We start from the raw sequence: 22,620 nt of genomic DNA on the forward strand, positions 1-22,620 counted from the left end.
TCGAGAACGTGAAGATGCGGCGCGTTGCATGGAAGATGCTGCCGGAAGGGGCGCATCCGTGGCCGAGGCTCGAACGTCACTTGGCAGATGTTCTCAGGCCCTATTCTGACAACACGAAGGCGGTGATCTTCGATCGCCAGAAGACGATTCTGAGCCATCACCCGGAAGAATTCTTCGTCGGAACGGGCGGCTTCTCAGACTACATCGCCTACGTCTTTCCGCACCATGGACTGGTGATCCTAGAATGCATCCGCTGGGGCAACGCCATCTACGCCTTCGGACAAAACTGGGAAGCATTCACGAAGCTGACCAAGGCGGAGGTGATCAGCGCGGGTGTGCATGAAGCCCGCATCGTGCACACAGAAGGATGGAAAGAGCGCCTGGCCCGCCTTCTCGATAACCGCAATGCCAAACACCTGGCGGCGGAATAAACCAAAAAATTCATAGGGAAAGGAGGTGAGAAATATGGCGAAAAACAACGAAGTGACGAGCAAGAAAGCGGCATCAGCGGCAGGGAAAGTTCTGAGCGACCCCAAGTCGAGCAAGGCAGCCAAAACTGCGGCGGCATCAGCGCTGACCCAGCGGCCCAGCAAGAAGCGCTGAACCGTGCCCTGCACCACGAAGACCCTTTCCCCTGCCCGACGGCAGGGGAAATCTATCTGTTCATTGAGTGGCTGAATTAAGCTTCTCGGACCAAGTGCAGCTCATCCGAACCGTGGCTTGGCAAACCGAGCGTAGTTGCCGACCTATAGGTTGGCAGACTTGACCTTCAGGACTTCAACCTCGGTCAAACTCCTGTCCGAGCCGCGCCAAATCCGCGAGTGCAGCGTCCTTTTTCTGCATATCATCCTCTTCAGCGATTAGCTTGCGAACCGTGCTGACGGACAGGAACATTCTGAGCGGGTTCGAAGGCAACGGCTCAAACCCGTAGCTCTCGTAAAGCGCCTTGCGGCGCGCAACGCGGTCGGGATCGCCGCAGTCGAGCACATCGAGCATGACGACCGCGACGCCAATTGCGTCGGCCGCAACGGCAATGCGCCGCAGGGCATCGACCAAGAGATCGCCGCCAAACCCGCCGCCGCTGAACCTCCGATCCCGCCCGATCATCGAGATATAGGCGGCAGGAATGTTGCCATGCGAAGGCCGGGTCCGCCCAAACTTCGCAGGAAGATCCGTAAACTGTACGGCATGCGCATTCAGGGCATAGAAGCCGATGACCGTGCTGTCTGGGTCAACCATCACATAGAGGCGGACATTGTCCGCCTTGGCGAGCTTGTTCGCGGTCTTCTGGAAATAGTTGTCGACTTGCTCGACGCCGCAAGAAAAAGCCGCTCGATCATGCCTCGAAGGATCGAACGGCTCGATGGTGTAGGCGACCGGTTGTGACGCGGCCATTTACTTCGACACAACCGTGTCGCTGTGTCGACGGAAGGCCGCGCGCAGGGCATCGGTCGGCGCAGATGGTGCATCGAGCGCCGCGAAGAACGCCTCATGATCGACCGGCTGCAGCACGGTGCGTTCATGCGCAGCGATCGTTGCCAGCGCTGCCTGATAGGCGGCGTTCATCGTGAAGACGGAATCGTCGACGCCGGACAGTGCCGCGGCCTGCTGGATTGCAGTCTTGATGCGCGGCTTCGTCCGGAAATTCATCCGGGCCTCGTTGCGCTCATCGATTGCGCGCGTGGTATCGTGGAAACCGAGCATGGTCGCCTCCTGAAATGTCTTGTCCATATGTACGCCAGATCGACGTACGTTTCAAGCGTGCGGTCGGGAAAGCTCTTCGAAGGGCGCGCCTCACCCGAAGCGGCGCCCTCCTTCGGTGAAGGTGTACTCGTTGACGATGATCCCCTCCTCTATGGCCTCGTCCGAGGTCAGGTGGTCGTATTCCGCCTCCAGCTGGCGGTAGAGCCAGCGGGCCAGATCGCGCAGCGCCTCGGTCACGATCTCCTCCGCATCGTCGGTCGGCGACTGCCAGGTCGGGCTGTCCCGCGTGACGTCTACCGACATCGTGTACTCGTGGTAGTAGCGCCCGCGATGGCTGACCTCGGCGGCAAGCTGGTAGAAGTTGCGGCGCTGGATGGCCTGCAGCCGGTCGGCGATGCTGTGCAAGGTTGCGTCCTGTGGCGCGTAATCCCGGATGCGCGTGGCCCCGCCCTTGGCGTGGGACCAGTAGCCCTCGAAGCATGCGCCGTCCCCCTGGCTGCAGAACCCGGAAAACCAGATGCATGGCTTCGCCCGCGTGCCACCGCCCATCAGGCGGACGGGGGTGGTCTTCAGAAGGATGCCGAGGATGTCGCAGACCCGCTCGAAATCCTCGTAGACCGCGTCCCACCAGTCATCGTGGGGGCCAAGCTCGCGATACCAGTTGCGCGCCGTTTCCTTGGCCGCATCCGAAAGCTCGGGGAACTGGTAGACGGTGGTGCAGATGACCTCAGGCATCGACGTCCTCCCCGTTCAGCGCGGCGGCGAGCCATTCCTGGCTGCTGGTCCAGCCGATGGATTTGCGCGCGCCGAGGTCGATGACATGCGCGCCACCGCCGAAGGCGTCGAGGCGCGGCCGGGAGCAGGTCAGGGCGTACTGGAACCCCCAGAGGCCGACGAGGTCGATCTCTTCCGCAAGGCGCAACACGAAGCGGATGACGGCTTCGACATCGCCGTGGTCGTCGTCATGGATCCAGAGGGTGCTGTCCTCGGGCGCGTCCTGGCGCACGAGGTCGAAGCCTGCGACCTCCGGGTCGTCTGCGTCTTGATCCGCGGCGCGGAGTTCTTCGAACAGCGCGAGCGCGCGGGCGGCCTTGTCGGGGGTGCCGACATCGAGCAGGCACGAGAAATGGGTGAAGTAATCCGCCATGGGGACCTCCTGAATGGGGAAGACCCAGCCGAGAGGCCGGGCGTTGTGTTGGGATGAAGGGGTGGTCGGGGGCGATTAGCCTGTGGAACTGTCGCCCGCCGCCTGTCGCGCGGCATGCGCGCAGAGCATCTGCCGGTAGAAGCGCTTGCGCGCCGCCCGGAATCCGCGAACGGCGCGCGTGTCGGGGTGAAGCGCCCGGACCGCTGCCCGAAGGACGGCGAAGGGCGAAGCCGTCGCTGGCACGCCGAGCCGCTGATAGGCTGGATCGGTCATCTCAGCTGACCTCGACCACGGGCGAGGCGAGATGCGGATCGACCAGCGCCTCGATCCGCGCCGACCGGCCCATCCAGGGCTCGGGCCGGATGGCCTTCACCCAGTCGGCAAAGCTCGGGATGAAGCCGAGGTCCTCCTTCACATGCTGCTCTCCCACCCAGCGGGTCGGAATGATGCGCCCGGTCGAGAGCGTGAGGGTCGGGCCGAAAATCGTCTCAGCCATGAAGATACCCTCCGCATGATGGCGGAGCGCCCGGTGCCGGAAGTCGGCGGTGATCTCCTTGCTCTGGTCGAACCAGGCATGCACCGCCATGAAATCGTCGACCGTCCCGCCCAATTTCTTCACCGAGGACAGGGCGTGGTGATAGGGATGTGCCATCGACGCCCCCTCAGAAATCATGGGTGAAGAGTTCGGACGAGGTGTACCGCTCGTTGAACTCAAGATGGATGCAACGGGCGGACGCGTCGAAGCAGAACTCGCCCCAGGCGCCGTCGTTGTTCTCCCAACCTCCATGGGTGTCGGAAAGGAAGTCGTAGGCGAGTTGCTCGACGACATCTTCCAGCGAGAGCTGCCGCATCTCGACCTCGGGGTCGTCCCAGGTCAGCGCGGCGTATTCGATCTCGGTCGCGGGGAAATCGACGGCGGTCTCACCGGACCATGCGCCGATGCTTTCGATCTGGCCACTGTCCCCGGCACCGTCGAAGGTCACGGTGACATGGGTGATGCCGGCGGCCGTGAGGCCGTCAAAAAGGCGGTCCTTGTTGCCGGGGCGCAGCGCTTCGATCCGCGCCGCGCGCTCGGCATGCGCCGCGAAGATCAGCGCCATGTCGACGGTCGAGGGCGCCATCGGGGGCGCGAGGGTGGGTTCACTCAGGGTCATCGGGTGTCTCCGGTCAGGGGAAGGGATCGAAGCTGGGCCGGGCGATCTCTCTCCCCCGGACAAGCTCCAAATCCCCCCTGCCCTCCTCTGCCTCTCGGGCCTCAGGCAGCGACTTGCAGCGCCCGGGCGGCAAAGGCGCGCCAGAGCGGGTCTACGAGACGCCCATCCAGGAGATCGGCGCGGTGGCGCAGCCGCTCCGCCAGATCGGTCTCGCGCCAATCGGCTGCATGAACCGCCTGCGCTCGCAGCTGGCTCGCCTCGGCCACGACGCCACGTGCCTCAGCTGCGCTCGTCACCGGGTGGCACCAGGCGACGGCGTGGTCACTGGCGGCCCCGGCCAGCACAAGGCGCTCGTCGCGGTCGAGGATCGCCAGAAGCTGGGGCGCGGTATCCGGAGCCATCCCCTCGGCATGGTCGATCGCGCCCTGCATGGCCTCGGCCAACGTCGCGAAGCGTGCGAGAACCAAGGGTGCGGCCCGGCCCGACATCAGATCCGCAGGCGTGCGGCGCGACAGGGTCAGGGCAAAGGGGTGGTTGGGATCAGCATCGCCCACAGCGAAAACCGGCGAGAAGCCTCGCGGGCCGGTGGTCGGGTGGATGGGCAGGGGCAAGTCGAACATAGGAAAATCTCCGACGGCGCGGGAAGCCTCTCTCCCCGCCTCATCCGTCAAAGACAAAACCGCCGCCCTCTTCCTCGAAGGGGCGGCGGCAGGTCTGCTGGGACCATCAGAGCTTGCCGAGGGCCCGCAGGCTCAGCTCCGTTCCGGCACCGACGATGATGTGGTCGTGCAGCGTCAGGCCGAGATACCTACACCCCTTCTGGATCTCCTTGGTCATGCTGAGATCGGCCTCCGACGGCGTCGGATCGCCCGAAGGGTGGTTGTGGATCAGGATCAAGGCGCTGGCGTTCAGCATCAGCGCCCGCTTGATCACCTCGCGCGGATAGACCGGGACATGGTCAACCGTGCCCGTCGAGAGAAGCTCATCGGAAATGATGCGGTTCTTTCGGTCGAGATAGAGCACGTGGAAGCGCTCGATGGGCCCGCGGACGGTCAGCGCGCAATAGTCCATCAGCGCCTGCCAACTGCCGATGACCGGGTTCTGGCTGAGGTAGCGGCCGAGGATGTCGCGGGCCTCGAGGATGACGGTTTCTTCCTGGGGGGTCATGGGAGTTCTCGCTGAAATGCGCAGGCCGAAGCCCCCTACCCTCTCGGGGCGGGGCCAACGGCATGCATTTGAAAGAGGAGTGCGCGACCGCCGCCGATGCAGGCGGTCGCGTTGTCGATCCCGGCGTCAGCCGACCCGGTCGAGCAGCTTCTTGGCGCGCCCTTCCATGTCGAGGCGGGCATCCTGCTGGGTCTTGTCGCGCGCAAGCCGCGTGATGCCCTGCACGAAATCGAAGATGCTCTCGGGCGGGCGGCCCTCTTCCATCAGCACCTTCTCGATGATCTTGCCGGATTCGGCTTTCGAGAAGCCGCGTTTGCGCAGGAAGTCATCCCTGTCCTCGTCCGTACGCGCGACGATCTGCTGCCGCGCCGCCTTGATGCCGTTTACGAACCCCTGCGGCGAGGAATTGGCAAACCGCGTCAGCGCCGGGGCCGCCTCATGGGCGAAGCGCGATGCGGCGTACTTGGAATGACGGATCGTGATCTCCTGAAAATCCTCGACGCCCCAGAGGTTGCGGTTCTGGCACACGGCCCGAAGGTAGAAGCTGGCCATGCCGAGGGTCTTCGCCCCCACCTCGGAGTTCCAGCAGTAGAAGCCCCGGAAGTAGAGATCGGGTGAGCCGTCGGGCAGGCGGCCCGCCTCGATCGGGTTGTGATCATCGACCAGGAACAGGAAGACGTCGCGGTCAGAGGCATAAAGCGTGGTCGTGTCGCGGCTGATTTCGACATCGGGGTTGTAGACCCCGGTCGACCAGTCAAGCACGCCCGGCACCTTCCAGCGCGTGTCGCCCGTGCCATTGCCCGCGATGCGCTGCACGGCCTTGACCAGTTCATGGTCATGGATACGGCCATAGTCGGGGCCGGTCACTGCACGCAGTTCGGTGCGGCCGTCTTCCGTCTCGAAGGTCTTGACCTGCTCGGCGCGATGGTTGGTCAGACCGTATTGCAGGTTGATCCCTGCCAGCGGCGCGGGCAGCTGCCGCAGGTAGGAGGCCGGCGCGCCGACGATGCTGGCAAGCTGGCCGAACGCCCAGTGCGTGGGCACGACCGGTTCATGCGCTTTCGGCAGCATCAGGTGCAGCCGCTCGGGGTTGTCGCGCGCGGCCTCGACCCGGATATCCGCCGTCTGCACGACCCGGCTGCGGCTGCGTTCGGACCGGCCCTTCACCGATGCCCAGAGATCATCAAGCGACAGATACCGCTCGTCATCGGGCCGGTTGAACCATTCGGACGAGACCCGCCCGTTCCGCTCACCCCGGCTCGCATCCACTTTCCATCCACCTGCCCGCGCCGGTGCGACCGGATCCAGAACTTCCACAACGCCCATCGGCTATCTCCCGTGACAGGCGCCGGAAGCCACTCTCCCAGCCCTCAACCCGTCACCGGGAAACCGGCACGTCTCTCACTCTGGTCGACGTGAAGGGCAGATAGCAGACGGCCGCCGCGATGTGCGGTTCCGTGACTGCGTCGCAAAGCAGCCATTCGATGGAGGGAATGGGCCTGATGTCCAACCTTGTTCAGTCTAAATTTTAATTTGAAGAAAGTTCTGCATCGCTTCCCCGGCTGCGGTTCTGGCGCATCCGCGACCGAACTACGTCGCGAAGACGACAATCATCTAGTGGCGCGATCTTCGGCTGTTCCAGCGTGACACTCCGCCTTGACGATCTTCGGTCGAGCGCCTGACTAGCTCCCCATCGCCCTTGGACCGAACAGGATGACCGCCGCGCCGAAGAGGCAGATCGCCCCGCCTGTCAGGTCCCAGGCGTCCGGCCGCTGCTTTTCGACCATCCAGAGCCAGAGGAGCGATGCGGCGATGTAGACCCCGCCGTAGGCCGCATAGGCGCGCCCGGCGAAGTCGGATGGGGCGAGCGCGAGCAGCCATGCGAAGGCGGCGAGGCTCGCCACTCCGGGGACAAGCCAGATGGCGCTCGCCCCCTGCCGCATCCAGGCCCAGACCGCGAAGCAGCCCGCGATCTCGGCCAAGGCGGCACCGGCATAGATGGCGAGTGTGCCGGGCGCGGTCACGGACCGGCCTCGCTCTCCGGATGGCGGTGGTCGGTGGAGCAGAGGGAATGGTCGCCCAGCACCTCGATCACCCGGCAATCGGCAATCTTGCCGCCCGCGCATTGCACGACCATCCGCTCCAGTTCGGCCTTCAGCGCCGTCAGCCGCGCGAGGCGGCGCTCCACCTCCGCAAGCTGCGCGCGCGCGATGGCGTCGGCTGCGACGCAAGGCTGTTCGGGATTGTCCGAGAGGCTGAGAAGGTCACGGATCGCCTCGAGCGTGAAGCCGAGGTCCCGTGCGTGGCGGATGAAGGCAAGCCGTTCCAACGCCTTGCGTCCGTAGAGCCGCTGGTTGCCGGCGCTGCGCCCGGCCTCGGGCAGAAGCCCGATCTGTTCGTAGTAGCGGATGGTCGGAACCTTCACTCCGGCCTGCGCCCCGAGTTTTCCGATGGTCAGCATCAGATTCCCCTTGAAGCTATAGTTGCTAGAGACATTAGCTTCCCGACTCGATGAAGACAATCGCCCCGCGCGGGCCGAGGATTGACGATGGCCGAAGCACGAAACGAAACCGCTTGCGACTGGACCGTGAGGGGCATGGATTGCGGATCCTGCGCCACCAAGATCAAGGATGCGGTGTCGCGCCTGCCGGGAGTGAGCGGTGTCGAGGTCGCCATCATGTCGGAACGTCTCCGTCTGACCCTCGACGAGGCGCAAACCGGGCGGGACAGGATCGAGAGCGCCGTTCGTGCGCTCGGCTATGAGATCGCGCCACGGGCAGCATCGGCGAGGAAGGACTTTGTGCTGCCCGCGACGCCGACGGCAGGGGTGCCCGGCGAGAGGGATGGCGGGGCAGATCCATCGGGCCACGACCATGACGGTCATGACCATGCGACGCACGGGAAGGTTTCGCCGCGTGACGACTCGGGCCATGGCAGCGCGGGCCATGTCCACGATGACCCCGCCGACAGGGGCAAGCCCTGGTACCAGACCGGAAAGGGCAAGCTGGTCATCTTCACGGCAGTCCTGCTCGGCGCGGCCTGGATCGTCGAGTTGATCGCGCCGGACATCGGCCGATGGGCTTTTGTCGCGGCCTGCCTCATCGGGGTTGCTCCGGTCGCGCGGCGCGCCTTCGCCGCGCTGCGGATGGGCCAACCCTTCACCATCGAGAGCCTGATGACGATTGCCGCCGTCGGCGCGCTGTTCATCGACGCGGCGGAAGAGGCGGCGCTGGTCGTGTTCCTCTTCGCGGTCGGCGAGGTGCTTGAAGGTGTGGCGGCGGGCAAGGCGCGCGACGGCATCCGAGCCCTGGCCAAACTGGTGCCCAAGACGGCGCTCCTCGAAGTGAACGGCACCACGCGCGAGGTTCCTGCGGCGAGCCTGGCCATTGGCCAGACCGTCCTGGTACGCCCGGGCGACCGCATCCCGGCGGACGGCGAGATCGTCGAGGGCACCTCGGGTGTGGATGAAAGCCCGGTCACCGGCGAAAGCGTGCCAAGGACGCGCGGACCCGGGGATGCGGTGTTTGCCGGGGCAATCAATACCGAAGCGGCCCTCCGTGTGGCGGTGACAAAAGGGGCCGAGGACAACACCATCGCGCGGATCATCCGGCTGGTCGAGGAAGCGGAGGAGGCGCGCGCGCCGACGGAACGCTTCATCGACAGGTTCAGCCGCTGGTACATGCCGGCCATCGTTGGCGTCGCGGCGCTGGTCGTGCTGGTGCCGCCACTGGCCTTCGGCCAACCCTGGGATACTTGGGTCTATCGTGGCCTGGCGCTGCTTCTGATCGGCTGCCCCTGCGCGCTGGTGATCTCGGTTCCGGCCTCGATCGCCTCGGCGCTGTCCTCCGGTGCGCGACGTGGGCTGCTGATGAAAGGCGGCGCGGTGATCGAGGCGGCGTCCAAGATCGGCTGGGTCGCCTTCGACAAGACCGGTACCCTGACGCATGGCCGGCCGCAGGTGACCGATGTGGTGCCCTTCGGCAAGACGACCGAGGCCGAGCTTCTGGCTGTCGCCGCGGGCGTCGAGACGGGGTCGAGCCACCCGTTGGCGGTCGCCATCCTGAACCGTGCGAAGGACGCGGGCGTCGCGCCGCTCGCCGCCAGCGACGCCAAGGCGCTGATGGGCAAGGGCGTCGTGGCGACGGTCGACGGCGCCCCGGCCTGGGTCGCCTCGCCCCGCTACGCCATGGACAACGGCGGCCTTGACGGGCTTGGACTGCGCCAGGCAACGATCTTCGAAGAGGAGGGCAAGACCGCCGTCGCGGTGTTCCGCGCGAATTCCCCGCTCGGCCTGATCGCGATGCGCGACGAGCCGCGGGCGGATGCGAAGGATGCCGTGCGCCAGCTGACTGCCATGGGCCTGACCCCCGTCATCCTGACCGGCGACAACCCGCGGACGGCGGCGGCGATCGCGGGCGGCCTTGGCCTGAAGTTCGAGGCCGACATGCTTCCCGAGGACAAGCTCGCCTATATTCGCGAGATCGGGGCGAAGGACGGCGTCATGATGATCGGTGACGGCATCAACGATGCGCCCGCCCTGAAGCAGGCGTCGGTCGGCGTCGCCATGGGATCGGGCACCGATGTGGCGCTGGAAACCGCCGATGCGGCGATCCTGCGCGACCGCGTGACCGACATTCCCGCAACCATCCGCCTCTCGCGCGCGGCCATGGCCAACATCCGTCAGAACGTCACCATCGCCCTGGGGCTGAAGGCGGTGTTCCTCGTCACCTCGGTCCTTGGCCTGACGGGCCTCTGGATCGCGATCCTGGCCGATACGGGTGCGACGGTGCTGGTGACGCTGAACGCGCTGCGTCTCTTGCGGTTCAACCCCGAACGCGAGGCGTGAGGCGATGATGTCGGCTTTCGGCTGGGCCGCGCTGGCCCTTCTCTTCGGCTATCTGGCACTGTTCCTCTGGGGGACCACGGCGGCGACGCAGGCGGCGGGCAGGCCGGTCTGGCTGTTCGGGCAGGCAAGGGGACGCGAGCGGCTGGCCGCCTTCGGGTTTCGTGCGGCCTTCGTGCTTGCCTTCTTCGGGCCGCTTCTCTGGCTGGCATGGCCTGTACTCCACAAGGCCGATCCGTTCTGGACCGAAGGCGGGGCGGTTGCCGCCGGGCTGATCGGTGTCTTCATCGCGGGCGTGGGGGCGATGGTCGCCTTTGCGGCGCAGATGTCGATGGGCGCCTCCTGGCGGGTAGGGGTTGTGCCCGGCGCGACGGGCGCCCTCGTCACGGGCGGGCTCTACCGCTACAGCCGGAACCCCACCTTCGTGGGGCAGTTCGCCTTGCTGGCCGGTGTCGCGCTCGCGGCGTCTTCGCTGCCCACTGTCGTCGCGCCGCTCGTCTTCCTGTGGTCGGCTGTCACACAGGTGCGCACGGAGGAGACGGCCCTGCGGGCGGCACTCGGGGCGGACTACGACCGCTACACCGCCGCCGTGCCGCGCTGGATCGGGCTGCGCCAGGGAACCGCTCCATGATCCGACCTGCGAATGTGGTGCTGGCCACGGTTCTGCTCGACCAGACCACCAAGGCGGCCGCGCTGTCCGGCCTGGTGCCCGGCCAGCCCGTTGCCATCCTTCCCGGTCTCGACCTGACGCTCGGTTTCAACGAAGGCGCGAGCTTCGGCCTCCTGTCCGGTCCGATGTCCGGTCGGCCGTTGCTGATGGCCGCCGTGACCGCCGGGCTGACGCTGGTGTTCGCCGTGATGGCCCTGCGCGCGCGCCATCCGGTCGAGCGCACCGGGTTCGCCCTGATCGTCGGCGGGGCGCTTGGCAACATCATCGACCGGCTGCGGCAGGGTGCGGTGACGGACTTCCTCGACGTCTTCTGGAAGGAATGGCACTGGCCGACGTTCAACGTCGCGGACATGGCGATCACCTTGGGAGCGGCCTGCCTCCTCGCGTCGTCCCTGCCACAGCGCCGCCGCAAGGAGCCCGTTCGTGACCAAGGCTGAGGCTGACACCCCGTCCCGGGACGACCTTGCGGTGACGACCGCGTTCGTGATCGCTCTTGCCGCCACCCTCGGGGCTCTCTTCATCGGCGAGGTGCTGGGGCAGATGCCCTGCACCCTGTGCTGGTACCAGCGTATCGCCATGTTCCCGCTGGTCCCGATCCTTGGCCTGTCGATCTGGCGGGGCGACCGCCTGGCGCGGGTCTATGCCCTGCCGTTCGGTATCGCCGGGCTGGCGCTCGCGGCCTGGCATTCCGGACTTTACGCGGGGCTCCTGCCTGCTCCGGTCGTTCCCTGCACCGAGAACGGCCCTTCCTGCTCGGGCCCGGCGCAGGTGATCCTGGGATTGCCCATTCCTTACCTTTCGCTGGCGGCCTTTGCCGCCATCCTTGCCTGTCTGATCCTTCCAAGGGGGACCCGCGCATGAACCGCCGCACTGTCTTGGTCGGGGCCTCAGCCATCGGGCTCGTCGCTTTCGGGGGCGGCGCCTTTGTCGTGAACACCCGGCGTCAGGCAGACGCCGATGCCCGCGCCGCCGCTGCGCCGCCCGTGGACGCAGCACTCCTCGTCCGCCCCTACTCGCCCAGCTTCGGCCCGGCCGATGCGCCCGTCACGCTGGTCGAGTTCTTCGACCCCTCCTGCGAGGCCTGCCGGGCGTACCATCCGGTCATCAAGGAGATCCTCCGGCTGTTCCCGGATCAGGTCCGCGTTGTGCTGCGCTATACCCTGTTCCACGAAGGGTCGGACGAGGCTGCCCGGATCCTCGAGGCGGCGCGGATGCAGGGCAAGTTCGAACCGGTGCTTGACGCCCTGTTCGAAGAGCAGCCGGGCTGGGCGGTCCACGGGGCGCCCGAGATGGACGTGGCCTGGGAGATCGCCGGGAATGCGGGCCTCGATCTGGATCGGGCCGAGACGGACAAGCTCTTTCCCGGCATCACCGGAACGATCAACCAGGACATGGCGGATGTCGAAGCCCTGGACATCCGGCAGACGCCGACCTTTTTCCTGAACGGCAAACGGCTGGAGAACTTCAGCGCGGAAAGCCTGATCGCCGATGTGCGCTTCGCCGTCGAGAACGCCTGACGCCGCCGTCAGGACTTGCTGGCGAAGGCCGCGAAGAGGGCCAGCGTGCGCGCGCTGACGTGATGCTCGATCCCCTCGGCGTCGCGCTCGGCGGTTTCGGGGTCGAGGCCCAGGCTCAGCAGGAACCGCAGCACGATCTCGTGCCGCCGACGGCACTCCCGGGCCAGCGCGCGGCCCTCGTCGGTCAGGAACACGGACCGATACCGCGCCCGGGTGATCAGGCCCTCCCGGGCCAGACGGTCGAGCGTCTTGGTCACCGTCGGGACCCGGACGCCAAGCCGCGCGGCGATATCCACCGGCCGCGCCTCGCCGTGGTCGTGGATCAGTTCGGCGATCAGTTCGACATAGTCCTCGGCCAGCTCGCGGCTGCGCGCCGCGCGCACGCCCTGGAACGCCTCGGCCCGCAGGTCGGCGGCTCGGTCATCGGTGCCCATGCGGTTCTTCGGATCGATCCCTGTCATCGCAGAAGCATCGCACGGGACGGATTGACAAGTAAAGCCGCGGGGAGAATTGTTAGCACCATCTAACATATTGCGCCCGGCCTTTGCGGACGCGTCCTTCTGGGGCTTCCATCCATGCCGATCCATGCCTGGCGTACCGACAGCACCACGCCGTCCCTGTCCGAAGTGTTCCGTTCGATCGCAGTGCCGCGCGGCGCGTCGCCCTTCCGCCGCTTCCTTGCCTTCATCGGACCGGGCTACCTCGTCGCGGTCGGCTACATGGACCCCGGGAACTGGGCCACCTCGCTCGCCGGGGGGGCGGCCTTCGGCTACACGCTGCTCTTCGTTGCGCTGTTGTCGAACATCATGGCGATCCTTCTGCAGTCGCTCTGCGCGCGGCTCGCCATCGCCTCGGGCCGCGACCTGGCGCAGGCTTGCCGGGATGCCTTTCCGCGCTGGGTGTCGGTGCCGCTCTGGCTGTTTGCCGAAGCTGCGATCATCGCCACCGACCTCGCGGAGGTGATCGGCACGGCCATCGGCCTGAACCTTCTGTTCGGCATCCCGCTCGAGATCGGCATCTTCATCACCGCGGCCGACGTGTTCCTGATCCTCTGGCTGCAGAACAAGGGATTTCGGTGGATCGAGGCTTTCATCATCGCACTTCTGGCGGTGATCGCGGCCTGTTTCTTCGTGCAGATCGCGATGGCCGACCCCGACTGGGGCGCGGTGATCGCGGGCTTTGCGCCCTCGACCGAGATCGTGACCAATCCGCAGATGCTTTACATCGCGCTCGGAATCATCGGCGCGACGGTGATGCCGCACAACCTGTATCTCCATTCCGGGATCGTGCAGACCCGGGCCTTCGGACAGGATCCGGGCGGCAAGCGCGATGCGCTGCGGCTTGCGACCTGGGATTCGACCATCGCGCTGATGCTGGCGCTTCTGGTCAACTCGTCGATCCTGATCCTCGCCGCCGCGACGTTCCACGCCAGCGGCACAACCGAAATCGTCGAGATCGATCAGGCGCATGCGTTGCTTTCGCCGCTGCTTGGCAGCGCCATCGCCCCGACCCTGTTCGGCATCGCGCTTCTGTGCTGTGGGCTGAACGCGACCGTGACAGCCACGATGTCAGGGCAGATCGTGATGGAAGGGTTCATCGCCTTCCGCATCAGCCCGGTGTTGCGGCGGCTGATCACCCGGCTGATCGCCATTGTCCCGGCGATGGCCGTGATCCTGCTTTACGGCAGCGAGGAGACCGGCCAGCTCCTGATCCTGAGCCAGGTCGTGCTGTCCTTCCAGCTTCCCTTCGCCATCGTGCCGCTGGTGATGTTCACGGCAAGCCGGGCCAAGATGGGCGATCTGGTGGCCCCCCGCTGGCTTACTGCGCTCTGCGCACTGATCGCGGCCACGATCATCGTGCTGAATGTCAATCTGCTGGCGACGGTTCTGCTCGGCTGACGCCTCATCTTTCCGTGACACCGGGCTTTTTCGCTTGAACCTCAAGCCGCTGGAGGGTTTAGGCACACCGCATCATAGACAGGGGCCGCATGAGACTGACAACATTCCAGAAAGCCCTTTGGGCAGCCGCGGGCCTGGTCTGTCTGGCCTATGGAACCTGGGTTCTGGTGGCCGATCCGGCAACCCCGCCCCGGGCCGAGGCCGCGTTTCGCCCGGTGTTCTCGTTGTCCGACGCCGAGGGCCGGATCCGCACCGAGGCGGACTTCGCGGGAAAGCACCTTCTGGTGTTCTTCGGCTTCACGAGCTGTCCGGACGTGTGCCCCACCACGCTGTCCGAGGTCGCGCAGGTCATGGATGACCTCGGATCGGACGCCGACAAGGTGCAACCGATCTTCATCTCCGTCGATCCCGTCCGCGACCGCCGTCTGGGGCTTGCCGCCTACACATCCGCCTTCCACCCGGCGATCCTGGGCCTCGCCGGAGACGAGGTGCAGACGCGCGCCGCCGCGGAGAGCTTCCACATCTACTTCGAACGCCAGGACGACCCGGCCGCGCCGGATGGCTACACCATGTCGCACAGCCCGGCGCTCTACCTGATCGGGCCCGATGGCGACTGGCTGCGCCAGTTCGCCTACGGCACGCCCGCCAGTGACATCCTGAATGACCTTCGCTCCAGACTGTGAGGCTCCATGAGAACCCCCATCCTTGCCGCCCTTCTGTCCCTTGTCGGCCTGCCTGCCATGGCCTGCGAAACCTTCACCATCGGAAATCTGATGATCGAGCACGCATGGTCCCGCGCGACGATCGGCGCCGAACGCCCCGGCGTGCTCTATGTCGAGATCACCAACACAGGCAGCGCCGATGACGCGCTGGTCGGCATCGCGACGCCCGTCGCGGAAATGCCGATGCTGCACGAAACCGTCGTGACGGACGGCGTCGCCTCGATGCCGCACGCCATGTCGGTTCCGGTTCCGGCGGGACAGACGGTGGCGCTGGCGCCCGGGGGCTATCACGGAATGCTGATGGGCCTGACCACCACCCTGAAGGAAGGCGAGGGCTTCCCCGTGACATTGACCTTCCGCGACGCGGGCGAGGTGACGGTGCCGGTCGAGGTCCTGTCCATGCAGGCGGAGGGGCCGGATTGCGAACACGCAGGGCAGTGATCCTCGGCCTCGGCGGGGTGGCGGGGGCGCTGGCTTTCACGCTCGGCCTCGGGGCATGGCGCAGCCGCGGCACCGCGCCTGCCACAGACCCACGTCTGCCTTTGCCGATCGCCGAAATGGACTTCACGCTGACCGACCAGTGCGGCGCAACCGTCCGGCCGTCCGACTGGATCGGGCGCCCGACCATGATCTTCTTCGGCTTTACCTTCTGTCCCGACGTCTGTCCGACCACGCTCAGCGACATCTCGGGCTGGCTCGAGGATCTCGGTCCCGAGGCTGACCGCCTGAACGTCACCCTGATCTCGGTGGACCCTGAACGTGACACGCCGGCGGTCCTGTCCGACTACCTCGCGAATTTCGATCCGCGCATCACCGGCCTGACGGGCCCGCTGGCCGAGGTCGAACGCGCCGCCGCGGGGTTGCGCGCGTCGTTCGAGAAGGTGCCGCGCGATGGCGATTATACGGTCAACCATACAGCCGGGGTGTTCCTGTTCCACCCGGACGGGCGCTTTGCCAGCATCATTGATTATCACGAGGATCGGCGTTTCGCCGTTCCGAAGATCCGCCGAACCCTCAGCTGAAAGGTCATTCTGCCAGATGATCCGCTCTGCCCTCATCGTCCTCGTCGCCACCACTCTTGTGCCCTTGCGGGCTGTTGCCGACCCGCCGACCGCGCACGGTCCAGCCGTGATCGATGTGACGATCGCCTCAGGCGACACGCTCGACAGCGTGCTTGACCGCGCAGGTGTCCCCGCGGGCATCCGGGCCGAGGCCGCCCTGGCGCTTGCGGGGGTCTACGACCTGACCGACCTGCGACCCAGTCATCGCGTCGAGTGGACGGCCGCATCGGGCGATCCGACCAGCCTGACGCGCCTGTCGCTTTTCGTGGAAGATGGCGTCGAGATTGCATTGACGTTCAATGGCCAGGTGACAGTCGAGCGCCTTCATCCTCCGATCCGTGAAGCAGACCGGCGGGAAACGCTTGTCCTTGACGGCACGCTTTACGAAGCCCTCGTCGCGCGCAACGCGCCGGAGCGCTTCGCCGTGGACCTGACCGCGCTCCTCGCGGGCCAGGTCGATTTCCGGCGCGATCTGCAGGGCGGCGAGACCTTCGCGCTGGTCTGGCAGGAAGACCAGCTTCCTGACGGCAGCATCGCGGGTGAGCCCCGGCTGAACTATGCGCGGCTGGAACTTGCAGACCGGGTGCTTGAGCTTGTCGCCACCGAAGCCGCAGGACCCGTCATCGTGTTCGAGGACGGGGAAGCCGTCCAGCGGTCTGCCGCGCCGATCCTCGGTGCCCGGCTGTCGTCTGTCTTCGGGCGACGCAACCATCCTGTTCTCGGGGGCGTGCGGATGCACACCGGGATCGACTATGCCGCTCCGGTCGGAACCGAGGTCTCGGCCACCGGTGCCGGGCGTGTGGTCTTTGCCGGTACGATCCGAGGTTACGGTCTGACCATCGACATCGATCACGGCGGCGGGGTTGTGACGCGCTATGCCCATCTGTCCGAGATTGCCGAGGATGTTCGGGAAGGCACCCGGGTCAAGGCCGGTGACAGCATCGGTGCCGTTGGCGCGACGGGCCTCGTAAGTGGCCCGAACCTGCACTACGAGGTCCGCGTTGACGGTCGGCCGGTCGATCCGACGGACCGGGACGCCCTGCCGGAACAAGAGATTGCCTCGTCCGAGGATCTTGATGCGCTGACGACATGGCGCCGCGAGACGGGCTTTGAAGCTTTGGTAGTAGGAGATCGGGGATGAGCGGGCAGCACATCCGACGACGCAACCTGCTGCTTGCGGCAGCGGCGAGCGTCGCGGTCCCGGGGCGCGCCGCCTGGTCGCAAGCGGAACCACCGATCCATGTCGTCAAGGGACGCGGCTGTGAATGCTGCGATGCCTGGGTCGACTACCTGCGCGAGCAAGGCTTCACCGTGACGGACGAAGTGTCGATGGGAACGCTGCTGATCCGCTTCAAGATGGACCATGGCGTCCCGGCGAAGGCTTTCTCCTGTCATACCGGCGTGGTCGATGGCTATGCGCTTGAAGGCCACGTTCCTGCCGCCGACATCCGGCGCCTGCTGGCCGAACGCCCCGATGCGGTCGGACTTGCGGTCCCTGGTATGCCCTACGGCTCGCCCGGCATGGGGCCGGAGGACCAGCGCGATGCCTATGACGTCCTGCTGATCCGTCGCGACGGTTCGCTGGATGTGTACTCCCGGAACGCAGCGAGATCCTGAGCCACCCGCGAGCTGCGGCAGGCGAGAAGCCTAGAAGTCGGTTTTCAGGTAGACCCCGGCGCAGTCGCAGGCGACGGCAGCGACCGTCGCGCCGGTGTTCATGAACAGCCGCGGCGAAAGGAACTGCGTCGTGGCGGGCAGGTCGGCGGTGATTTCCTGCTCGAAGACCGCGCCCGAAATCTCGCCGACGACGCGCATCCAGACGGAGCTGCCATTCGGCGGGGCGGCGATGAACAGTGTCAGCACGCCGCCGGTGGCAATGGCGAAACTCGCCCCCATGTCGGTGAGCGTCGGCGCGCCTGTGCGGTTGCTTGCGACAAGCCGTAAGGCAGGCCTAGTCTAAGCATTCGAACGACCGCTTGCTAGGGTGCAGCGCAATGAGCCCGACCGGCAGGTATGGGCCGAAAACGACGGAACCCGGCGGGTTTCCCCGCCGGGCCCTAGGGGGAGACCCCGTTCTTTTCAGAACGGAATCTCGTCGTCGCGATCGACCAACTCTGGGTTTTCGTTCTCGGCCGACTTCGGGCGGCTCAGGAAGTCGACCTTCTCGGCGATGATCTCGCAGCCGTAGCGGTCGTTCCCCATGCTGTCGATCCACTTGGTGTAGTGGATGCGGCCGTGGACGAGGACCTTCATGCCCTTCTCGCAGTGCTCTGCGACGGTCTTGCCGAGACCATTGAAGCAGGTGATGCGGTGCCACTCGGTGTCCATGACCCGGTAGCCGTTCTCGTCGCGCATCACGCGACCTTCCGAGAGGCGGGGCCGCGAGGTGGCCAGGGTGAAGTTGGTGATCTTGGTACCGCTTTGGGTCGAGCGCACTTCGGGCTTTTGACCGATGTTGCCGGCGAGGATGACGATGTTCTGCATTTTGTAGCTCCTGTGTTTCCTGTCCCTGGGACCGTCCCTTCGACAAGACCCGGAAAAAGCCTGTCGGCTGAGGTGTGCACGGGAGACGGAACGTCGACCGGAAACCCCCAGAGGACCGGGGTGGAGCGGGCAGTCCCGAAGGGGCAACACGGCCCGGACTGACGCGGGGTTGCGCGCCAGAGGACGAACAGGCTTAGGGGATTGTCAGTCGAAGGGATGGCACCGGGGATAGGGGCGACCTGGGGCTCTCGCAGAACTCGACCTTCCTGGCCAAGGTAACGGGGTTGAAGCCCTTTCGAGAGCATCGACCCGGCGACTCAAGCCAACCTCATCCCCCTGCCCTATTGCGGTGACCTCCACGGGAGTTGCGATGTTGCAACCTGACGGCTATCCCGGACGCATCAGTCAGGACGCGAGGGGCCCAATGGCTGATTTCAATCTCGAGGCACTGTCGCTCAAGGATCTGCGGCAAATGCAGAAAGACCTCGCCAAGGCGATTTCCACCTATGGGGACCGGCACAAGGCAGAAGCCCGTGCCAAGCTGGAAGCCATCGCCAAGGAGATGGGATACTCCCTCGCCGAACTGATCGGTATTGAGGTGAAAGCCACCCGTGCGCCAGCAGTGGCGAAGTATCGTCACCCTGAGAATGCGGCTCTCACCTGGTCTGGCCGTGGCCGGAAACCGCAATGGTTCGCGGATCATATCAATGCGGGCAGAGACCCGAGCGAGCTCGCTGTCTAGGGACAGCGAAGTGGGAACGGCCAATTCGCCGGCGGCAGACAGCTGATCGCAACTTCCCAAGAGCAGCGGTGATCGCCCATTTGGCGTGCCGACCACCGTCGGCTCATTCTGCCGTTCGGCCCGGGATGGCAGACAGGCGAAAGGCCCGGATCGGAGCCTTCGCTCCGCCTCCGAACCTCAGGAGAATCCGTGGGCCTTACGCCCACGGATCGACCTCGGCGACCACTTGCACCTCGTCTCCGTCGATTTCATCGGCGGGGACAGCGCCGAAGGTTCCATCCCCTGCCTGGAAGACGACGATCGAGACCATGAGCGTGGCGGCGAGGGAGGCGGCGAAGGCGTGAGCATCTTTGCGGGACATCTGTTTGGCTCCTGTCTTGGAGGCGGGGGACCATCCCCCGCGCGACAGGACCCCGCAGGCCCGAAGACTGGCTGACATCACTGGGTGCGTTCGGCTCGCCCGAATCCGCCCGGCGGCACGGGCTTGCCCGTAGTCCGACCCCTTGCGGGTTGATCTCGAAGACGGGATTCAGGGCAAGGAAGGGAATGGCGAGCGGGGGACGGTCCCCCAACGTCAGGAGCCAGTTGTCCCGCTGATGCTTGGAACGCCGCCAGCCTCCCGGGCAGGCTTGTGGTTGAAGACCTCCGTCTTTGGGGATGGATCCTATGGTGCCCCGCGGCATCGCGGGACGAGGGTGCGGTCGGTGAGAGGCCCGCCCTTCGGCAGGCCCCTCACGCAGTATCAGGGCTCAGGCGGCCAAGTCCGCGCCCCCCGCCCTATCGCCGTCCTCGGCACCGACGATTTCTAGCCGCGCGTTTCGGTAGCCTTCGCGTGCGATCCAGAGCTCGGCCGCAGTGATGGACTCCGCCAGATGCAGCAGCTCGGTGTTGCCACCGAAGTCCAGCAGGACGCGCACCTGCCCGGGCTTCGGTTCCTCGGCCACTTCGAAGATCAGCCGGCTGTCGGCGGAATGGCTGCGCATGATGGTGACGAGGATCACCCCGTCCGAGGAAAAGTTCCCTTCATGCAGCGTGAAGGAGGCCGGCGCCGTCCAAGTCTGATATGCCCTGGGCGGTTCCTTCTTCACAAGGCGGCCGACGCCGTTCGAGCGCTCCCAGGCCGCGAGCTTCTTGGTGAAACGTGCCGGCGGCTTGGGACTGCCGTCGGTATAGCGGATCAGCGCCCCGAGGGGGGCTATGTCGATGATGGTTGTTGCAGACATGATTTCCTCGTTTCGAATGCGAGACGTCGCATTCATCATATGGATATTGCTGTACTTTGTGAGACCGGGGGCGAGTTTCCTCGCCCCCGGATGGCTCAGATCACTCTGCGGCCATCATCGACGCGGCGCTGTCCGGCAAATCGGCAGTCAGGAAGGCGGGGAGATCGACATCCTCGGGCTGTTCCGCGTCCTCCCCCTGCCCTTCTGCGATCTCCTCGCCGTCGGACACCACCAGATCGGCCCGGCGCAGGACCTCGGGCAACCAACCGCTGCCCTTCAGAAGCCGCTCGGCCTCGGTCGCCATTTCGCCCTTCTTCAGATGATCGAGCAGCTGCGCGGTCCCCTCGCCCTTCGCCTCGCGCACGGCCTCGAGGATCCGGGCCTTGGGCACGCGGTTGAGATAGCCGTCGACCGTCGGCTCCCAGCCCGCCTCGACCATGTCGAGATCGACCGCGCGCGCCACCAGATCGGCATGGGTCATGCGGCGGGTCAGACCGCTGGCGGAGATGCCAGCCCCATAGGGATTCACCTTCTCATGGAGCGCGTTGATCCCGAAGCTGAGGCAGTGCGCCAGCAGCGCCAGACGGCTGCCGTGGTCGAGGACCGTCAGATAGTCCCAGAGGGCGGCATCATCGCCGAGAGGCAGATCAGCCTCCCAGGCGGCGTGACGCTCGTCGACCAGCTTGGCCACGACGCTGTCCTTCAGATCGGGCGCCTGGGCCGACATGTAGACATGACGCACCGAGGCTTCCAGACAGCTGCCCGAGGCAGAAGAGGTGCGGAAGGTATCCGTCACCAGCTTCAGGAGCAGGAGCGTCAGCGCCACGTCCGGCGACCGCCCGATGGCCTCGCGCAGCGCGAGGGTCCGGTGGGCCGTCAGTTCCATGACCAGTCGCTCGGGCAACGGCTTCAGCGCACCGTCATCTTCCTCATCGGAAGCATCCGCGCCGATCGGCTGACCGCCCGAAGTGATGACGGTGCCTCCGGCGGAGGTCGCCGACGGTTTCCAGGTAGAAACACCGACATCACCCCCCTGCCCCATGGCATCTGCTCCATCACCATCCTGGACCGCGGTCTCCTCGCGCGGCTCATCCTCGGGCCGGACATAACCGCGATAGACCGCAAGGCTGCCGTCCCGATCCAGCGTCACGAAGACACCCGCGCGCGCGATCTCGGCCTCATCGTAAATCAGCGGCCGCTGCTCAAGCGCTTCCATCGCCATCTCGAGCTGACCGAGCCGCGCATCGATCTCCTCGGGGTATTCGTCCTGGCCGGAGTATTCTTCCTCTAGCGCCCGATACTCGGCGAGGAGCGAAGCGTGGGCCGCGCTTTCCTCGTCGGTCATCGGCGCAGGATCACCGGCCAGACGCCGCAGACCGTGGCTGTAGCCATAGGGCAGGTCGGTCGCGACCTCGATCCACTTCCATCCCTCCGAAGCCAGAGCCTCGGCTTCCGCCTGAAGCTTCGCGGCCACCAGCCGGTCGAGCAGGGCAGGGTCTTCGAGCCAGCCACCGTCGTCACCCTGGAAGAGGTCGCGCAGCACGACACCTCCCGCCGCCTCATAGGCATCGACACCCACGAAGACCGCGCGACGATCCGAGGCCCGCACCGAGGTCTCGGTCAGCATGCGCCGGATGGCATAGGGCTCCTTGTTCCAGGAGTTCTTCACCGCTTCCCAGACCTGCACCTGACGCCCGTGGTCAGGGTTCACCGTGAACGCCATTAGCTGCTCGAGCGTCATGCCATCGTCGGCATAGACATCGAGCAGGGCAGGGGCCACGGAGGCCAACTTCAGGCGCTGCTTGACGATCTGCGGCGTAACGAAGAAGGCAGCCGCAATCGCTTCCTCGCCTTGACCCTTCTCGCGCAGAGCCTGGAACGCACGGAACTGGTCGAGCGGATGCAGGGCAACGCGCTGCATGTTTTCTGCCAGCGAGTCGTCCTCGGCGAGGATCTCCGACGCGGCATCCCGCACTATGCAAGGGATCGGCGCCGACTTCGCCAGCCGCTTCTGCTTCACCAGCAGCGACAGCGCCTGGAAGCGCCGCCCACCGGCCGGGATCTCGAACATGCCGGTCTCGACACCCTCGGCATCGAGCATGGGCCGGACGTTCAAGCCCTGCAAAAGCCCGCGCCGGGCGATGTCCTCGGCCAGTTCCTCGACCGAGACGCCTGCCTTGATGCGCCGCACGTTGGACTGGCTCAGCACAAGCTTGTCGAAGGGGATGTCCCGCGAGGGGGACAGGGTAACTTTCTGGGCAAGTTTCGCCATCAGATCTTCTCCGCGA

At 65.9% G+C, this 22,620-nt stretch carries 32 protein-coding genes; 14 read left to right on the forward strand and 18 right to left on the reverse strand.

From position 1 onward, the window contains the following. Nucleotides 1-431, forward strand: a 431-nt coding sequence (locus tag GU920_RS17485) for a hypothetical protein (protein WP_201744229.1), incomplete at its 5' end; no start/stop codon positions are given. A 34-nt stretch (nucleotides 432-465) separates the two neighbouring features. After that, entirely contained in the window at nucleotides 466-603 is a 138-nt protein-coding gene (locus tag GU920_RS19375; protein WP_186312474.1) for a hypothetical protein, read from the forward strand. Nucleotides 604-777: 174 nt separating this feature from the next. On the opposite strand, the gene GU920_RS17490 is transcribed toward GU920_RS19375, so the two are convergent. The 12 genes from GU920_RS17490 to GU920_RS17545 form a co-directional block, all read right to left on the reverse strand. Continuing rightward, the gene (locus GU920_RS17490) at nucleotides 778-1,395 is read right to left on the reverse strand and encodes a GNAT family N-acetyltransferase (RefSeq protein ID WP_161768422.1); all 618 of its coding nucleotides are present in this window, start codon (nucleotides 1,393-1,395) and stop codon (nucleotides 778-780) included. After that, a complete protein-coding gene (locus tag GU920_RS17495; protein ID WP_235933382.1) occupies nucleotides 1,396-1,731 on the reverse strand; it encodes a type II toxin-antitoxin system TacA family antitoxin in 336 nt (111 codons plus the stop codon). It lies immediately after the preceding gene. A 63-nt stretch (nucleotides 1,732-1,794) separates the two neighbouring features. Further along, on the reverse strand, nucleotides 1,795-2,439 hold the full coding sequence (locus tag GU920_RS17500) for an antitoxin of toxin-antitoxin stability system (RefSeq protein WP_161768423.1): 645 nt from the start codon (nucleotides 2,437-2,439) through the stop codon (nucleotides 1,795-1,797). Further along, on the reverse strand, nucleotides 2,432-2,851 hold the full coding sequence (locus tag GU920_RS17505) for a hypothetical protein (protein ID WP_161768424.1): 420 nt from the start codon (nucleotides 2,849-2,851) through the stop codon (nucleotides 2,432-2,434). Before GU920_RS17505 ends, GU920_RS17500 begins: the two co-directional genes overlap by 8 nt. A gap of 75 nt (nucleotides 2,852-2,926) precedes the next feature. Then, on the reverse strand, nucleotides 2,927-3,124 hold the full coding sequence (locus GU920_RS17510; protein ID WP_035714343.1) for a hypothetical protein: 198 nt from the start codon (nucleotides 3,122-3,124) through the stop codon (nucleotides 2,927-2,929). A 1-nt stretch (nucleotide 3,125) separates the two neighbouring features. Then, nucleotides 3,126-3,503 (reverse strand): DUF6915 family protein, encoded by a 378-nt coding sequence (locus tag GU920_RS17515; protein WP_161768425.1) that lies wholly within the window; start codon nucleotides 3,501-3,503, stop codon nucleotides 3,126-3,128. A gap of 10 nt (nucleotides 3,504-3,513) precedes the next feature. Continuing rightward, on the reverse strand, nucleotides 3,514-4,005 hold the full coding sequence (locus GU920_RS17520; RefSeq protein WP_161768426.1) for a DUF6878 family protein: 492 nt from the start codon (nucleotides 4,003-4,005) through the stop codon (nucleotides 3,514-3,516). Between the two features lie 101 nt (nucleotides 4,006-4,106). Next, the gene (locus GU920_RS17525) at nucleotides 4,107-4,625 is read right to left on the reverse strand and encodes a DNA repair protein RadC (RefSeq protein WP_161768427.1); all 519 of its coding nucleotides are present in this window, start codon (nucleotides 4,623-4,625) and stop codon (nucleotides 4,107-4,109) included. Between the two features lie 106 nt (nucleotides 4,626-4,731). After that, nucleotides 4,732-5,172, reverse strand: coding sequence for a JAB domain-containing protein (locus tag GU920_RS17530; protein WP_018001782.1), 441 nt, complete (start codon nucleotides 5,170-5,172; stop codon nucleotides 4,732-4,734). A gap of 126 nt (nucleotides 5,173-5,298) precedes the next feature. Then, a complete protein-coding gene (locus GU920_RS17535; protein ID WP_161768428.1) occupies nucleotides 5,299-6,498 on the reverse strand; it encodes a DUF932 domain-containing protein in 1,200 nt (399 codons plus the stop codon). Nucleotides 6,499-6,854: 356 nt separating this feature from the next. Continuing rightward, nucleotides 6,855-7,196 carry a YnfA family protein gene (locus tag GU920_RS17540; protein WP_021096163.1) on the reverse strand — a complete coding sequence of 114 codons (342 nt, stop codon included), beginning with the start codon at nucleotides 7,194-7,196 and terminating at the stop codon, nucleotides 6,855-6,857. After that, nucleotides 7,193-7,633 (reverse strand): MerR family transcriptional regulator, encoded by a 441-nt coding sequence (locus GU920_RS17545; protein ID WP_161768430.1) that lies wholly within the window; start codon nucleotides 7,631-7,633, stop codon nucleotides 7,193-7,195. The genes GU920_RS17540 and GU920_RS17545 overlap by 4 nt, the downstream gene beginning before the upstream one ends. Before the next feature lie 87 nt (nucleotides 7,634-7,720). Here GU920_RS17545 and GU920_RS17550 point away from each other — a divergent pair, with 87 nt between their 5' ends. Genes GU920_RS17550 through GU920_RS17570 form a run of 5 tightly spaced genes read left to right on the forward strand, consistent with a single transcriptional unit; the run spans nucleotide 7,721 to nucleotide 12,202 of the window. Then, on the forward strand, nucleotides 7,721-10,018 hold the full coding sequence (locus GU920_RS17550) for a heavy metal translocating P-type ATPase (protein ID WP_161768431.1): 2,298 nt from the start codon (nucleotides 7,721-7,723) through the stop codon (nucleotides 10,016-10,018). Nucleotides 10,019-10,022: 4 nt separating this feature from the next. Continuing rightward, nucleotides 10,023-10,646: a methyltransferase family protein gene (locus tag GU920_RS17555; protein WP_235933383.1), complete on the forward strand. Its 624-nt coding sequence runs from the start codon at nucleotides 10,023-10,025 to the stop codon at nucleotides 10,644-10,646. Next, entirely contained in the window at nucleotides 10,643-11,122 is a 480-nt protein-coding gene (gene lspA, locus GU920_RS17560) for a signal peptidase II (protein WP_161768432.1), read from the forward strand. The genes GU920_RS17555 and lspA overlap by 4 nt, the downstream gene beginning before the upstream one ends. Next, entirely contained in the window at nucleotides 11,109-11,546 is a 438-nt protein-coding gene (locus GU920_RS17565; protein ID WP_161768433.1) for a disulfide bond formation protein B, read from the forward strand. Before lspA ends, GU920_RS17565 begins: the two co-directional genes overlap by 14 nt. Further along, nucleotides 11,543-12,202, forward strand: a complete 660-nt coding sequence (locus GU920_RS17570; protein ID WP_161768434.1) for a DsbA family protein — start codon at nucleotides 11,543-11,545, stop codon at nucleotides 12,200-12,202. The genes GU920_RS17565 and GU920_RS17570 overlap by 4 nt, the downstream gene beginning before the upstream one ends. Before the next feature lie 8 nt (nucleotides 12,203-12,210). Here the strand turns inward: GU920_RS17570 and mntR are convergent, their stop codons facing one another. Further along, nucleotides 12,211-12,663, reverse strand: coding sequence for a manganese-binding transcriptional regulator MntR (mntR, locus tag GU920_RS17575; RefSeq protein WP_021096156.1), 453 nt, complete (start codon nucleotides 12,661-12,663; stop codon nucleotides 12,211-12,213). A 114-nt stretch (nucleotides 12,664-12,777) separates the two neighbouring features. Here mntR and GU920_RS17580 point away from each other — a divergent pair, with 114 nt between their 5' ends. The 6 genes from GU920_RS17580 (at nucleotide 12,778) to GU920_RS17605 (ending at nucleotide 17,500) form a co-directional block, all read left to right on the forward strand. Beyond that, the gene (locus tag GU920_RS17580) at nucleotides 12,778-14,100 is read left to right on the forward strand and encodes an Nramp family divalent metal transporter (RefSeq protein WP_161768435.1); all 1,323 of its coding nucleotides are present in this window, start codon (nucleotides 12,778-12,780) and stop codon (nucleotides 14,098-14,100) included. Nucleotides 14,101-14,189: 89 nt separating this feature from the next. Then, nucleotides 14,190-14,783 (forward strand): SCO family protein, encoded by a 594-nt coding sequence (locus GU920_RS17585; protein ID WP_161768436.1) that lies wholly within the window; start codon nucleotides 14,190-14,192, stop codon nucleotides 14,781-14,783. Between the two features lie 6 nt (nucleotides 14,784-14,789). Next, the gene (locus GU920_RS17590) at nucleotides 14,790-15,263 is read left to right on the forward strand and encodes a copper chaperone PCu(A)C (RefSeq protein ID WP_161768437.1); all 474 of its coding nucleotides are present in this window, start codon (nucleotides 14,790-14,792) and stop codon (nucleotides 15,261-15,263) included. Continuing rightward, the gene (locus GU920_RS17595) at nucleotides 15,242-15,844 is read left to right on the forward strand and encodes an SCO family protein (protein ID WP_161768438.1); all 603 of its coding nucleotides are present in this window, start codon (nucleotides 15,242-15,244) and stop codon (nucleotides 15,842-15,844) included. Before GU920_RS17590 ends, GU920_RS17595 begins: the two co-directional genes overlap by 22 nt. A 16-nt stretch (nucleotides 15,845-15,860) precedes the next feature. After that, nucleotides 15,861-17,024: a M23 family metallopeptidase gene (locus GU920_RS17600; RefSeq protein ID WP_161768439.1), complete on the forward strand. Its 1,164-nt coding sequence runs from the start codon at nucleotides 15,861-15,863 to the stop codon at nucleotides 17,022-17,024. After that, nucleotides 17,021-17,500, forward strand: coding sequence for a DUF411 domain-containing protein (locus GU920_RS17605; protein WP_161768440.1), 480 nt, complete (start codon nucleotides 17,021-17,023; stop codon nucleotides 17,498-17,500). Before GU920_RS17600 ends, GU920_RS17605 begins: the two co-directional genes overlap by 4 nt. A gap of 30 nt (nucleotides 17,501-17,530) precedes the next feature. Here the strand turns inward: GU920_RS17605 and GU920_RS17610 are convergent, their stop codons facing one another. Then, complete coding sequence (locus GU920_RS17610; protein ID WP_235933384.1) at nucleotides 17,531-17,779, reverse strand: hypothetical protein; 249 nt, start codon at nucleotides 17,777-17,779, stop codon at nucleotides 17,531-17,533. Nucleotides 17,780-17,962: 183 nt separating this feature from the next. Continuing rightward, on the reverse strand, nucleotides 17,963-18,367 hold the full coding sequence (locus tag GU920_RS17615; protein WP_161768441.1) for a single-stranded DNA-binding protein: 405 nt from the start codon (nucleotides 18,365-18,367) through the stop codon (nucleotides 17,963-17,965). A 424-nt stretch (nucleotides 18,368-18,791) separates the two neighbouring features. Here GU920_RS17615 and GU920_RS17620 point away from each other — a divergent pair, with 424 nt between their 5' ends. After that, nucleotides 18,792-19,109 (forward strand): H-NS histone family protein, encoded by a 318-nt coding sequence (locus tag GU920_RS17620; protein ID WP_161768442.1) that lies wholly within the window; start codon nucleotides 18,792-18,794, stop codon nucleotides 19,107-19,109. Nucleotides 19,110-19,305: 196 nt separating this feature from the next. Here the strand turns inward: GU920_RS17620 and GU920_RS19380 are convergent, their stop codons facing one another. The 3 genes from GU920_RS19380 to GU920_RS17630 form a co-directional block, all read right to left on the reverse strand. Then, nucleotides 19,306-19,470 carry a hypothetical protein gene (locus GU920_RS19380; RefSeq protein ID WP_018001789.1) on the reverse strand — a complete coding sequence of 55 codons (165 nt, stop codon included), beginning with the start codon at nucleotides 19,468-19,470 and terminating at the stop codon, nucleotides 19,306-19,308. 388 nt (nucleotides 19,471-19,858) lie between these two features. Beyond that, on the reverse strand, nucleotides 19,859-20,332 hold the full coding sequence (locus GU920_RS17625) for a hypothetical protein (protein WP_161768443.1): 474 nt from the start codon (nucleotides 20,330-20,332) through the stop codon (nucleotides 19,859-19,861). 100 nt (nucleotides 20,333-20,432) lie between these two features. Beyond that, on the reverse strand, nucleotides 20,433-22,604 hold the full coding sequence (locus GU920_RS17630) for a ParB/RepB/Spo0J family partition protein (protein ID WP_161768444.1): 2,172 nt from the start codon (nucleotides 22,602-22,604) through the stop codon (nucleotides 20,433-20,435). Nucleotides 22,605-22,620 lie beyond the last annotated feature (16 nt).

Origin of the sequence: Paragemmobacter ruber (assembly GCF_009908315.1) — a bacterium.
Classification (GTDB): Bacteria; Pseudomonadota; Alphaproteobacteria; order Rhodobacterales; family Rhodobacteraceae; genus Paragemmobacter; species Paragemmobacter ruber.